The 12,945-nt window shown below is 66.8% G+C and carries 11 protein-coding genes; 2 read left to right on the forward strand and 9 right to left on the reverse strand.

Annotated features, from left to right (window positions below):
* Positions 1 to 42: 42 nt before the first annotated feature.
* Positions 43 to 1,026, reverse strand: a complete 984-nt coding sequence (locus DXK93_RS16015) for a tripartite tricarboxylate transporter substrate binding protein (protein WP_119450567.1) — start codon at positions 1,024 to 1,026, stop codon at positions 43 to 45.
* Between the two features lie 128 nt (positions 1,027 to 1,154).
* On the opposite strand from DXK93_RS16015, the gene DXK93_RS16020 reads away from it, so the two are divergent.
* On the forward strand, positions 1,155 to 2,093 hold the full coding sequence (locus DXK93_RS16020) for a LysR family transcriptional regulator (RefSeq protein WP_119450568.1): 939 nt from the start codon (positions 1,155 to 1,157) through the stop codon (positions 2,091 to 2,093).
* Between the two features lie 13 nt (positions 2,094 to 2,106).
* On the opposite strand, the gene DXK93_RS16025 is transcribed toward DXK93_RS16020, so the two are convergent.
* The 4 genes from DXK93_RS16025 to DXK93_RS16040 all read right to left on the reverse strand — a co-directional run bounded on the left by DXK93_RS16025 (position 2,107) and on the right by DXK93_RS16040 (position 6,558).
* Positions 2,107 to 2,895 carry a 1,6-dihydroxycyclohexa-2,4-diene-1-carboxylate dehydrogenase gene (locus DXK93_RS16025; RefSeq protein WP_054451000.1) on the reverse strand — a complete coding sequence of 263 codons (789 nt, stop codon included), beginning with the start codon at positions 2,893 to 2,895 and terminating at the stop codon, positions 2,107 to 2,109.
* Positions 2,896 to 2,917: 22 nt separating this feature from the next.
* The gene (locus tag DXK93_RS16030; protein WP_054450999.1) at positions 2,918 to 4,264 is read right to left on the reverse strand and encodes an MFS transporter; all 1,347 of its coding nucleotides are present in this window, start codon (positions 4,262 to 4,264) and stop codon (positions 2,918 to 2,920) included.
* Positions 4,265 to 4,374: 110 nt separating this feature from the next.
* Positions 4,375 to 5,289, reverse strand: coding sequence for a dioxygenase (locus DXK93_RS16035; RefSeq protein ID WP_054450998.1), 915 nt, complete (start codon positions 5,287 to 5,289; stop codon positions 4,375 to 4,377).
* Between the two features lie 42 nt (positions 5,290 to 5,331).
* Positions 5,332 to 6,558 carry a muconate cycloisomerase family protein gene (locus DXK93_RS16040; protein WP_054450997.1) on the reverse strand — a complete coding sequence of 409 codons (1,227 nt, stop codon included), beginning with the start codon at positions 6,556 to 6,558 and terminating at the stop codon, positions 5,332 to 5,334.
* A gap of 153 nt (positions 6,559 to 6,711) precedes the next feature.
* Between DXK93_RS16040 and cynR the strand changes: the two genes are divergently transcribed.
* A complete protein-coding gene (gene cynR / locus DXK93_RS16045) occupies positions 6,712 to 7,623 on the forward strand; it encodes a transcriptional regulator CynR (protein ID WP_119450569.1) in 912 nt (303 codons plus the stop codon).
* A 78-nt stretch (positions 7,624 to 7,701) separates the two neighbouring features.
* Here the strand turns inward: cynR and typA are convergent, their stop codons facing one another.
* The 4 genes from typA to infB all read right to left on the reverse strand — a co-directional run.
* Complete coding sequence (gene typA, locus DXK93_RS16050; protein WP_054450995.1) at positions 7,702 to 9,525, reverse strand: translational GTPase TypA; 1,824 nt, start codon at positions 9,523 to 9,525, stop codon at positions 7,702 to 7,704.
* The gene (gene truB / locus DXK93_RS16055) at positions 9,522 to 10,274 is read right to left on the reverse strand and encodes a tRNA pseudouridine(55) synthase TruB (protein WP_054450994.1); all 753 of its coding nucleotides are present in this window, start codon (positions 10,272 to 10,274) and stop codon (positions 9,522 to 9,524) included. The genes typA and truB overlap by 4 nt, the downstream gene beginning before the upstream one ends.
* 37 nt (positions 10,275 to 10,311) lie before the next feature.
* Positions 10,312 to 10,713 carry a 30S ribosome-binding factor RbfA gene (gene rbfA, locus DXK93_RS16060; protein WP_006388333.1) on the reverse strand — a complete coding sequence of 134 codons (402 nt, stop codon included), beginning with the start codon at positions 10,711 to 10,713 and terminating at the stop codon, positions 10,312 to 10,314.
* A gap of 24 nt (positions 10,714 to 10,737) precedes the next feature.
* The coding region (gene infB, locus DXK93_RS16065) for a translation initiation factor IF-2 (RefSeq protein WP_119450570.1) at positions 10,738 to 12,945 on the reverse strand (2,208 nt) is incomplete at its 5' end.

A 12,945-nucleotide genomic window follows, 5' to 3' on the forward strand; every position in this document is an offset into this window, starting at 1 on the left:
GTTTCTCCTGTGGCTGTAATGGCGGGGAAAAAACCGGTCAGGTCACTCGTCGAGCTTGATGCCGGCAGTTTCAATGATTTTGCGGTTGGCGGCCAGCGTCTGCGCGATGCGCTCTGCAAAGGCCTGCGGCGTGCCGGCGTCGGGCTGCGCGCCCATGCCCGCCAGGCGCTGCACCAGCCCAGGCTCGGCCAGCGCACGCACCGCGGCCTGATTCAGGCGCTGCACCACGGCATCGGGCGTACCGGCGGGCACGACCAGGCCGAACCAGGTCTGGCCCAGCGCGTTCAGCTGCGGATAACCCAGTTCCGTCATGGTCGGCAGGTCCGGCATGTCAGGCATCCGCGCGGGCGCCGACACGGCGATGGCGCGCAGCTTGCCAGCCTTGACCAGCGATTGCGCGGACGCGTACTGGTCCTGCTGCACCTGCACCTCGCCGCCCACCGCGGCGGTCAGCGCCGGCCCCATGCCGCGGTACGGCACGTGCAGCACATCGACCTTCAGATCGGCATTCATCGCCGCCAGATTCAGGTGGCCAAGCGAACCGACGCCGGGCGAACCATAGGAATACTTGCCCGGATGGGCCCGCAGCTCAGCCAGGAACTGCGCAAAATCCTGCGCCGGAAACGCCGGATTCACCATCCACACGACCGGCACCGTCGCCACCGAGGCCACTGGTTTGAGCTGCGTTTCGGGGTTGACCCGCTTGGTGCCGTACAGCAGCGGATTGACGGCCATGGTGCTGACCGTGGCCATGCCCAGCGTGTAGCCGTCGGGTTCGGCCCGGGCCATCGCCTCGGTGCCGAGCAGGCCGCCCGCGCCGGCGCGGTTCTCCACCACCACGCTCTGGCCCAGTTCCTTGCGCAGGCCCTCGGCCACCGCGCGGGCCAGCGCGTCCGTGGACCCGCCGGGCGCGAACGGCACGATCAGCCGCAAGGGCTGGGAGGGATAGGCATCCTGGGCGGCGGCCAGGGACGAAACACTGAAAGTTACGGCGCAAACCAGCGCGTGCAGCAGACGGGACTTCATGGACCAGCCACTCCTGGGGAACGGAAGCGATGTAAGGGATCGCTGCATTGTGTCCAGGGCATATCCTTATTTCAAATACATTAATGCGTGGATATATTCGTATTTTGAATAGCTTCCCTCCCCGAGCCATGGACGTCGCTCCCGCCACCCTGCTGTCCCGCCTGCTCGCCAAAGGCCGCCTGCGCCACCTGCAATTGCTGGCCAGCATCGCCGACCTCGGCAGCATTCAGCAGGCGGCCAGCCATATCGGCCTGAGCCAACCCGCGGCCACCCATGCGCTGGCCGACATCGAAGATCTGCTGGGCGTGCAACTGTTCGAGCGCCATGCCCGCGGCATGCGCACCACGCGCAGCGGCCAGCTCATGGCGGAGTGCGCCCGCAGCATGCTGACGACGCTGCGCGCTTCCACTGATTCGGTGGCGGCCCTGCGCCAGGGCGCCACGGGCAATCTGCGCCTGGGCGCCATCCCGGCAGCCACGGGCGGCCTGCTGGCCGAGCGCCTGCCCGCCTACATGAACGCGCGGCCCGGACTGCAAGTAGAGGTGGTGGAAGGCAGCCGCGAGCAACTACTGCCGCAAGCCGCCAGCGGCAGCCTGGACATGTTGCTGTGCCGGCGTCCGGAAGCCGTGCCCACCGGCCTGGAATTCGTGCCGCTGCAGGAAGACGCGGCGGTGATCGTGGCTGCTGCCGGCCACCCGCTGCTGGATCCGGACGACGCCCCCACGCTGGCGCAGGTGGCATCCCAGCTATGGATAGAACCTCGCCCGGAATTGGCCATCCATGCGGTCTTCAAGGCCTTCTTCGAACGCGCCGGCGTGGTGCCGCGGCTGTGCCGGCTGAGCAGCGCCGCCCCGCCCATGCCGCTGCTCATCGCCGTCATGCAGGCGCAGAAGGCCTTGGCCATGGTGCCGCAGACCCTGGGCAACTGGTACATGCAGCACGGACATTTCCAGCGCGTGCGCATCGAATCGCCCGGTTCATTCCAGCCCATCGGCGCGATCGTGCGCGACCAGGGACCGGGCCGCGACTTCCTGGACTGGCTGGCGGCCGGGCGCAAGGCCAGCTGAGCCAGCCCGGTCTTCAGCCTATGTCGCCGCCCGCCACATACATGATCTGCCCGGTGATGTAGGACGCCTCGGGCGCCGCCATGAAGCAGATCGCCGCGGCGACTTCCTCGGCCTGGCCCAGGCGGTCCTGCGGCGTGTCGCGCAGGCAGGAGGCATACATCTCGCTGACCCAGGCGGCTTCCTGCGCGGATGGCGTCTCGTGATTGCGCGGAATCGCGCGCACGCCGTTGTCCAGCGCGCCCGGCGACACGCAATTGACACGCACGCCCGACTTCGCCAGCTCCAGCGCCATGCAGACGGTGGCGGCGTGCACGCCGCCCTTGGAGGCCGAATACGGCACCCGGTAGATGCCGCGCGTGGCGTTGGAACCCACGTTGACGATGGCGCCCGCGCCCTGCGCCCGCATCACCGGTATGACTTCACGGCAGGACCACAGCGTGGGCCACAACGAACGGTTGACCTCGCGCTGCATCTGCTCCGGCGTGTATTCCCAGAACGGCCGGGTCCAGATCGTGCCGCCCACGTTGTGCACCGACACGTCGATGCGGCCGTTGATCTCCAACGCGGCGCGCACCATGGACTGCGCGCCCTCATGGGTTTCCAGATCGGCCTGTGCGAAGCTCGCACGTCCGCCCGCGGCGCGGATCTCCTCGGCCACGGCGGCGCCCTGCTCCTCCGCCCGGTCCACCACGACCACGTGCGCGCCTTCAGCCGCCAGGCGCCGGGCCGTTGCCCGGCCCACGCCCTGGGCGGCGCCGGTGACCAGGGCCACCAGGCCCTCGAAGCGTAGATGTGTGCTCATGCTTGTATCGTCCTTTGCTATATCAATGGGCCGCCGAAAGCGCGCCGTCCGGCCGCGCGTGCTTGAGCTTGAGGCTCAGCACCGCCAGGGCCGCGACCGCCAGGGGTATCGCCAACGCGATGAAGAATCCCGACGGTCCGCCCCAGGCCAGGAAGCTGCCGCCGATGGCCGAACCCGCGATCGCGCCCGCGCGGCCCATGCCGATAGCCCAGCCGGTGGCGGTGGCGCGCAAGGCGGTGGGGTAAGCGCCCACGACCAGGTAGTTCAGTGCAATCTGCTGACCACCGATGCCGAAGCCGGCCGCGCCGACCAGGATGAAGACCAGCGTCCAGTTGTCACCAGCCTGGCTCAGGCCTACGGCCACCACGATGCCCAGCGCGAACATGCCGCCAAGCAGCCTCCTCGTGTTGACGCGCGGCAGCACGAAGGACAGCGGAATCGCGCAGATGATGAAGACGGCGTTGACGATGACCGTGCCCATGGGCGCCTGCTCGGCGGGCAGGCCCGCGGCCTTCAGCACCGTGGGCAGCCACGACAGCAGCATGAACCACGCCACCCAGTTCAGCAGGTACACCGCCCAGATCGCCACGGTCTTGGCGCCGTGGCCATCCGAGAACAAGGCGCCGACGCCGGCGCGCGCGACGGATTCCTCCGGCACGGTGAACTGCGTGTCGGCGTCCAGCTTGCGGCGCGAGATGGCCGACAAGACGCGCGCGATGTAGCGCTGGCTTTCCGGATCGCGGCGCGTGGCCTTGAAGTACAGCGACTCGGGCAGCATCAGAAAGGCGACGGCAAGCAGGACCAGCGGCGCCAGGCCGCCCACGATGAAGATGCCTTCCCAGCCGATGACGGGCAGCATGCGGGCGGCCAACAGGCCGCCCAGCATGGCGCCGGCCGGCAGGCCCAGCAGCACGCCGGTCATGATGGCGCCGCGCAAACGGGCCGGACCGTACTCGGCGGCCAGCGCCAGCAGCACCGGCGTGCAGCCACCCATGCCCAGGCCGGCGATGAAGCGCAGCACCAGGATATGCGTGGTGTCGGTGGCCCAGGCCGTCGCGAGCGTGGACAGGCCGAACAGGGCCAGCCCCAGCATGATGGCCGGACGGCGGCCGATGCGGTCGCCGATCAGGCCCAGGGTCATGGCGCCCACCGTCATGCCGACGATGCCAGCGGTCAGGATGGGCGCCAGCGCGCCCGCCTTCAGATCGAAGGCGGCCAGGATCGCCGGCCCGGTGAAGGCGATCGCCTGTGTGTCGAAGCCGTCGAACAGCGCGATCAGAAAGCACAGGATCAACACGCGCCATTGAAAGGCGCCCAGTCGTTCCTGGTCGATCAGCGTCGGAATCGACCAGCTGGAAGTCGCGGTCATGATGGTTGTCTCCATGGCGCGGCCGAACCCGGCCTCGCGCCTGCGGGTTGTTCTAGGTGATTTGGGGGAAAAAATGGCGGCGCCGCTTGCGGGCGCCGCCCGGGCATCGGTCAGGCGGTGGCGCGGTCCATGCGGGCTTGCGGACGGGCCTCGTCGGCGTCCAGCGCCGGCTGCAGCACAAAGTCGAAACAGACGCGCGTGAACGGCGCGTTCACGCCCAGGCTCTCATAGCCGGCGGCCGGCGTATTGGGCTGCAGTTCGACCACCAGGCCGTCGCGCGTGGCAAAGGCGAAGTCATCGTCCAGGAAGGTGTCGCCCGGGATGTTGACCTGCGTGGTCAAGGTGCGCTGCCCGTCGGCCGCCACCAGGAAGTGGATGTGGGCCGGCCGGTTGCCATGGCGGCCCAGCGCCCCGAACAGTTCGGACGTGGGGCTGTTCGGCGGAATCGCGTAGCCCGGCGGGATGAAGCTGCGAAAGCGGTAGCGGCCTTGCGCGTCGGTCTTGATCTTGCGGCGCAGGTGGTAGTCCGCCTGGTCGGGATCGAAGTGCGAATAACGCCCCAGCTCGTTGGCGTGCCACACGTCCACCAGCGCGCCAGCGACGGGATTGCCGGCCACGTCACGCACCTGCCCTTCCATCACCAGCACCGTGCCGGCTGCGGGATCTTCGTCCAGGCGGGCTTCGCCGTCGGACAAAGGCGCGCCCGCGATGTAGAGCGGTCCCTCGATCGCGCGCGGCGTGCCGGCGGCGCGGCCGGCGGCCTCGTCGGCCTCTTCCTCGCGGATGTCGATCAGGCGGTCAAAGCCCAGGCCTGCCGTGATCAACCCCAGTTGGCCGCTGCCGCCCAGGCGCGCAAGCCAGTCCACGCCCGCCCAGAATTCATCGGGCTTGATGTCGAGATCGTCGATCGCGCGGAACAGGTCCGACACGATGCGCTGCGTGATCTGCCGCACGCGGTCGTTGCCCGGATTGACCTGGGAGCTGTTGACCAGGTCCAGTAGTTGTTGCTGGGTATATTCAGCCATGATGCGTCTCCTGCTTTTTGGAATGATCGGGAAAGTGATGGGTCAGGTCGCAGCGGCCTCGCCGCGGCGGCCGAAGTCGACCGTGGCGGGCGTCAGGCCCGCCCTTGCGCGGTCAAAACGTTCCAGCCGTTTTTCGTCGACGACGACGCCAAAGCCGGGGCCGTCGGGAAGGTGGAGTTCGAAGTCGCGCACGGTCATGGGCTGCTCGACGATGTCGTCGACCAGCAATTGCGGGCCGAACAGTTCGCAACCGTGGTGCTGGTCGGACAGCGTGGCGAACACGTGCGCCGACGCCGCGCTTCCCAGCGAGGTTTCCAGCATGGTGCCGCCGTACCAGCCGATGCCGGCCGCTTGCGCCACGGCCGCGACCTCGCGCGTGCGCAGCAACCCGCCGTGCTTGGCAACCTTCAGGGAAAACACATGGCAGGCGCGCTGCGCGGCCAGCATGTAGGCGTCCTGCGCGGAGCACACGGTTTCATCCGCCATGATCAGCGCGGCCGAACCCAGCGACTGCGTCGCTTCGCGCAGCGCCTGCACGTCCCACTTCGCCACGGGCTGTTCGATCAGGGTCACGCCGGCCTCCACCAGTTGCGGCAGATAGCGGCGGGCGGTGTTGCCGTCCCAGGCCTGGTTGACATCCACCGTCATGTCGGCGCGGCCGTCCAGGCCGCGCGCAATGCGCGTCACGTGTGCCACATCGTCCGCCGGACTGCGCGCGCCGATCTTGAGCTTGAAGAGGCGATGGCGGCGCGCCTGCATCATCTGCTCGGCCTCCTCCAGATCGCGTTGCGAATCGCCGCTGGCCAGCGTCCAGGCCAGCGGCAGGCGTTCGATGCGCTTGCCGCCCAGCAATTGCCAGGCCGGCACGCCCAGGCTGCGCGCCACGGCGTCCAGCAGCGCCATCTCGACCGCGCTCTTGGCGAAGGTATTGCCCTTGCAGACCGCATCGAAGCGGTTGAGGTGCTCAGCGAATCTGCGCGCATCCGCGCCGGCCACGGCGGGAGCCAGGTAGTTCTGGATCGCATGCAGGATGGTTTCCGGCGATTCCTCGTTCCACGACGGGCCGCCTATCGTGGCCGCTTCGCCAAAACCGCAGGCGCCGTTGGCTAGCCAGAGCTGCACGATCACCGGGCTTTGCCGGTTGATGGCGCCGAACGAAAACTTGTGCGGCCGGATCGTCGGGATGTCGACGATTCTTGCGTGGATGCGCTCGATGCGCCAGGTGGCATCGTCTGCCGTGATCGGAGCCGGGGTCGAAACGGATGTCATAAAGCCTGAAGCCCTGCGTGAGTGATGCGGCAAGGTTAGGGCTCGGCCGGTTTTGCATCCAATGATTTATATTGCATTTATTATTCGATATGGTCGAACGATACACTTACAATCATCGACTGCCCAGACCGGCATAGCGCCAGGAGCCCCTCGATGGAATTGCGCCAGCTGCGCTACTTTCTCAGCGTCGCCGACACCGAGCACCTGACCCGCTCGGCCGACGCCCTGCACGTCACCCAATCCACCCTGTCGCATGGCCTGCGCCAGCTGGAAGAAGAGCTGGGCATGCCCTTGTTCGACCGCATCGGCCGGGGGCTGCGCCTGTCGCAGGCGGGCCGGGTGCTGCGCGACCACGCCAGCCGGGCGCTACAGGAAATCGAAGCCGGCAAGATGGCCCTGGCGGATCTGGCCGGCCTGCAGGCGGGGTCCCTGACCATAGGCGTCATCCCCACCTTCCTGACCCATTTCGTGCCGGACGCGGTGGCCAGGTTCAGCCTGGCCTTTCCCAAGGTCCAGATCCAGGTGCGCGATCTGCGGGCTGGCCCCATTGAAGACCTGCTGGTCAGCGGCCAGCTGGACCTGGGCATTTCATTCCATCCGGCGCTGCGGGAAGAAATCGAGGCGCAACCCCTGTTCGACGAACGCCTGCAGGTCGTGGTTGGCAAAAACCACCCGCTGGCCTCGCGGCGCAGCCTGCGCATGCGCGATCTCGCGGGTGTGCCGCTGGCGCTGCTGCCGCGCAGTTTCGCCACGCGCCGCATGATAGACGCGGCCTGCGCCCAGGCAGGGCTGACGCCCGACGTGCGGGTCGAAATGGAGTCGGTGGACGCCTTGATCCACCTGTGCCGGCAGGGCGAACTGGCGACCATCGCCGCCGAGCATGCGGCGGGCGCGGCCGGATCGGGGTTGAAGAGCATCGCGCTGACCGACCCCACCACCATCCGCCGCGCGGCCATCCTGTGGCGCAAGGAAGCCTCGCGCAGCCGCGCCGCCCAGGAGTTCGCCGCCCGGCTGCTGGACGCGGTGCAGCGCCTGCCTGGCGCGGCAAGCGCGAATCGCCCCTGACACTGCGGCCCCCAAAAAAAACGCAGCCCGAAGGCTGCGTTTCTTTGTAGCAGCGCAGCCAAGCTGCGCGCCGTGTCATCAGACGGCGGATTCGCGCGCGGCGCGCTTGCGCTCGTTTTCCAGCAGGAAGCGCTTGCGCAGACGGATCGACTTGGGCGTGATTTCCACGAGTTCGTCGTCGTCGATGAATTCCACGGCGTATTCCAGCGACATCTGGATGGGCGGAACCAGGCGCACGGCTTCGTCGGTGCCCGAGGCGCGCACGTTGGTCAGCTGCTTGCCCTTGATGGGGTTCACGACCAGGTCGTTGTCGCGGCTGTGGATGCCGATGATCATGCCTTCGTACAGCGCATCGCCCGGGCTCACGAACATGCGGCCGCGATCCTGCAGCTTCCACAGGGCGTAGGCCACGGCGTCGCCGTGATCCTGGCTGATCAGCACGCCATTGCGGCGCTCGCCGATCGAGCCTTCCTTGATGGGCGCGTATTCGTGGAAGATGTGGCTCATCAGGCCGGTGCCGCGCGTCAGCGTCAGGAACTCGTTCTGGAAACCGATCAGGCCGCGAGCCGGGATCAGGTATTCCAGGCGGGTACGGCCGCGGCCGTCCGGCTGCATGTCCTGCAGGTCGCCCTTGCGGCGGCCCAGCTCTTCCATCACGCCGCCCTGGTGGGCGTCTTCGACGTCGACGGTCAGCGATTCGAACGGCTCGCACTTCACACCGTCGATATCCTTGAACACCACGCGCGGACGCGACACGGCCAGCTCGTAGCCTTCGCGGCGCATCGTTTCCAGCAGAATGGTCAGGTGCAGTTCACCGCGGCCCGACACCTCGAACACCGTGTCGTCGCCCGTGTCGCGCACGCGCAGCGCCACGTTCGACTTCAGTTCGCGGTCCAGGCGGTCGCGCAGCTGGCGGCTGGTCACGAACTTGCCTTCGCGGCCGGCCAAGGGCGAGGTGTTCACCATGAAGTTCATGGTCAGGGTGGGCTCGTCGATGCGCAGCATCGGGAACACGTCCTGATTGGCGGTGTCGGTCACCGTGCAGCCGATGCCCAGCTCTTCGATGCCGTTGATCAGCACGATGTCGCCGGCTTCGGCTTCGTCCACGACGATGCGCTCCAGGCCGTGGAACTTCAGCACCTGGTTGATGCGGCCGCGGCCGCCCTGGCCTTCAGGACCGAACTTGTAAGCCACTTCCATGCCGGGACGCATGCGGCCGCGGTTGATGCGGCCCACGCCGATCTTGCCGACGTAGCTGTTGTAGTCCAGCGAGATGATCTGCATCTGCAGCGGACCATTGGGATCGTCGTCGCGCTGCGGCACGTGTTCGAGGATGGCTTCGAACAGCGGGCGCATGTTGCCTTCGCGCACTTCAGGATTCAGGCCGGCGTAGCCCGACAGGCCCGAGGCGTAGATCACCGGGAAGTCCAGCTGCTCGTCGGTGGCGCCCAGCTTGTCGAACAGGTCGAAGGTGGCGTTGATGACGAAATCGGTGCGGGCGCCCGGACGGTCGACCTTGTTGACCACGACGATGGGCTTCAGGCCCAGGGCCAGCGCCTTGCGGGTCACGAAGATGGTCTGGGGCATGGGGCCTTCAACCGCATCCACCAGCAGCAGCACGCCGTCGACCATGGACAGCACGCGCTCGACTTCGCCGCCGAAGTCCGCGTGTCCCGGGGTGTCGATGATGTTGATGTGCGTGCCTTCGTATTCGACGGCACAGTTCTTGGCCAGAATCGTAATGCCGCGTTCTTTTTCCAGGTCGTTCGAGTCCATGACCCGTTCGGTCAGCGCCTGGTTTTCGCGGAAGGTGCCGGATTGGCGCAGCAGCTGGTCGACCAGGGTGGTTTTACCGTGGTCCACGTGGGCGATGATGGCGACGTTGCGCAAGGCGCGAGTCATAGCGAGTCCTTTAAGGTCAGGGTGGAGGGCAGCAAGCCCTCCGGCAATTCGTTCAATGCAAGCAATGCCTGCTTGGGGTCTGGCATGGCCTGCAAGGCATCCAGCGCAACGGCGCGTTCCAGGGAAAACGGCCCGACGTGCGTGCGCCGCAGCGCCGTCAGGTGGGCGTAACAGCCCAGCACGCGCCCGATGTCCTGGGCCAGCGTCCGGATGTATGTGCCTTTACTGCATGCCACATCGATCTCCGCCTCGGTTCCGTTCAGGGACAGCAGTTCGATGCGGTAAATCGTGATCTGGCGCGGCGGCCGTTCCAGCTCGATGCCGGCGCGCGCGTACTCGTACAAGGGCTTGCCGTCGCGCTTGAGCGCCGAATACATGGGCGGAATCTGCTCGATCGTGCCCGAGAAACGTGACAGCGCGTCGCGCAGCGCCTGCTCATCAACGGTAAAGCCCGGCTCGGCGGTGGACACGACATTACCGGTCAGGTCGCCGGAGTCGGTTTCGGAGCCAAATTGCAGCGTAGCGCGATATGCCTTGTCGGCGTTGAGCATCGCGCCGGAAATCTTGGTTGCGCGTCCCATGCAGCACACCAGCAGACCGGTGGCGAAGGGATCCAGCGTGCCAGTGTGGCCGGCTTTTGCCGCGTCCATGGCGCGTTTGGCGCGTTGCAGGGCGTGGTTGCTCGACAAACCCACGGGTTTGTCGAGCAACAGCACACCGTCGAGCGTAAGCCCGCGTCGTTTAGCCATCGTCGGAATCCGGTTTAAAGCAGTGACGACAGCCCGATCAGGACTGGTCTTCAGGTTCGTCGGGCACGCCCGAATGCGGGCCGGGCCGGTTTGCGCGGTCGATGAGGATCGACATTTCGATGCCACGGGCGATCTGCTCGTCGTGGAAGAAGCGCAAAGTGGGGACAGTATGTATGTGCAGCAGCTTGTACAGCTGGGAATGCAGCCAACCGGCTTTCTCGTTCAGCAAGGCGGTCGCGGCTTCGGGCTCGGCGCCCAGAACCGTGAAATACACCTTGGCATGCGCGTAGTCGGTCGACAATTCCACACCAGAGAGCGTGATCAGTCCAGCGCGGGTCGTGTCGATCTCGCGCTGGATGATCCCGGCCAGATCCTTCTGGATCTGGTCGGCCAGCCGCAGATTGCGGCCGGGGATGGCTTTGGACTTGTGACGGCTCATTAGAAAAAATGCCTCGCGGTCGCCTTACAGCGTACGCGCGATTTCCTTGATTTCAAAGACTTCCAGCTGGTCGCCCACCAGGATGTCGTTGTTGCCGCGCAGCGTAAGGCCGCAGTCGAAGCCCGACTTGACTTCCTTGACGTCGTCCTTGAAGCGGCGCAGCGAATCGAGCTGGCCGGTCCACTGGACCACGTTGTTGCGCAGCAGGCGGACTTGCGAATCGCGACGCACCAGGCCGTCCAGCACCATACAACCGGCGATGTTGCCGATGCGGGAAATGCTGTAAACCTCGCGGATCTCGACCAAGCCGATGACTTCTTCCTTTTTCTCGGGCGCCAACATGCCCGACATGGCTGCCTTCACTTCATCCACGGCGTCGTAGATGATGTTGTAGTAGCGCACGTCGATGCCGTTGTTCTCGGCCAGCTTCTTGGCGCTGGCTTCGGCGCGGACGTTGAAGCCGATGACGACGGCGTTCGAGGCGATGGCCAGGTTGATGTCGCTTTCCGAGATGCCGCCCACGGCGGCGTGCACGACCTGCACGCGCACTTCGTCGGTCGATAGCTTGACCAGGGACTGCACCAGCGCTTCCTGCGAACCCTGGACGTCGGTCTTCACGATCAGGGCCAGGGTCTGCGTGCCCTCGCCCAGGTTGTCGAACATGGACTCGAGCTTGGCGGCCTGTTGGCGGGCCAGCTTGACGTCGCGGAACTTGCCCTGGCGGAACAGCGCGATTTCGCGCGCCTTGCGCTCGTCGGACAGCACCATCAGCTCGTCGCCAGCGGCCGGCACTTCGGTCAGGCCCTGGATTTCCACGGGGATCGACGGACCGGCTTCCTGGATAGGCTTGCCGTTTTCGTCCAGCATGGCGCGCACGCGGCCAAAGCTTGCGCCGGCCAGCACCACGTCGCCACGGTGCAGGGTGCCGCTTTGCACCAAGATGGTCGCGACCGGGCCGCGGCCCTTGTCGAGACGAGCTTCGATCACCAGGCCCTTGGCGGGCGCGTCGACGGGAGCCTTCAGTTCCAGCACTTCGGCCTGCAGCAGCAAGTTTTCCAGCAGATCGTCGATGCCTTCGCCGGTCTTGGCCGACACGGACACGAACGGCACGTCGCCGCCGTATTCTTCCGGCACCACTTCCTCGGCAACCAGTTCCTGCTTGACGCGGTCGGGGTTGGCGGAGGGCTTGTCGATCTTGGTCATGGCCACGACCATCGGAACGCCTGCGGCCTTCGCGTGGTGGATGGCTTCGCGGGTCTGCGGCATCACGCCGTCGTCGGCCGCGCAGACCAGGATGACGATGTCGGTCGCCTTGGCGCCGCGGGCACGCATGGCGGTAAACGCCTCGTGGCCCGGGGTGTCAAGGAAGGTCACCATGCCGCGTTCGGTCTGAACGTGGTAGGCGCCGATGTGCTGAGTAATGCCGCCGGCTTCGCCCGCGGCAACCTTGGCGCGGCGGATGTAGTCCAGCAGCGAGGTCTTGCCGTGGTCGACGTGGCCCATGACGGTGACAACCGGCGCGCGCGGCAGCTGTTCGGCTTCCGACACGCTCGCGGTTTCGTCCAGGAAGGCTTCCGGGTCGTCCAGCTTGGCGGCGATTGCCACGTGGCCCAGTTCCTCGACCACGATCATGGCGGTTTCCTGGTCCAGCACCTGGTTGATGGTGACCATCTGGCCCAGCTTCATCAATTGCTTGATGACTTCTGCGGCCTTGACGGACATCTTGTGGGCCAGGTCGGCCACGCTGATGGTTTCCGGCACGTGAACTTCACGCGCGATGAATTCCTGCGGCGCCGGCTCATTGCGGCGATCGTTCTGCTGGTTGCGGCCGCCTCGGCCGCCCTTGCCGCCGCCCTTGCCGCCAGCACGCCAGCCGTCGCGGCTGGCCGGGGCTGCCGGCTTGTCCGCGGGCTTCTTGCGCGAAGCGTCATCGGACCAGGTCGAAGCGACTTCGGCGGTCTTGATGGTCTTCTTCGCGCCGGGAGCGGCGGGCTTGGCGTCCTTCTTGGCGCCGGGAGCGGCGCCCGGCTTGCCAGCCGGCTTGTGCAGCGTGCCGGAGATCGGCGCGGCAGCGGCGGGCGCTTCCGGTTCGGGAGCGCGCAGCACCTTGCGCGGACGGTTCAGCATCTCGCGCAGAGCGGCGGCTTCAGCCTCGGCCTTGCGGCGGGCCTCGTCGCGGGCCGCCGGCGCGGCGGAAGCCGCGAGAGGCGGGCCGGCGCGGCGGTTGTCCGC

Origin of the sequence: Achromobacter sp. K91 (assembly GCF_003576205.1) — a bacterium.
Taxonomy (GTDB): Bacteria; Pseudomonadota; Gammaproteobacteria; order Burkholderiales; family Burkholderiaceae_B; genus Achromobacter; species Achromobacter aegrifaciens.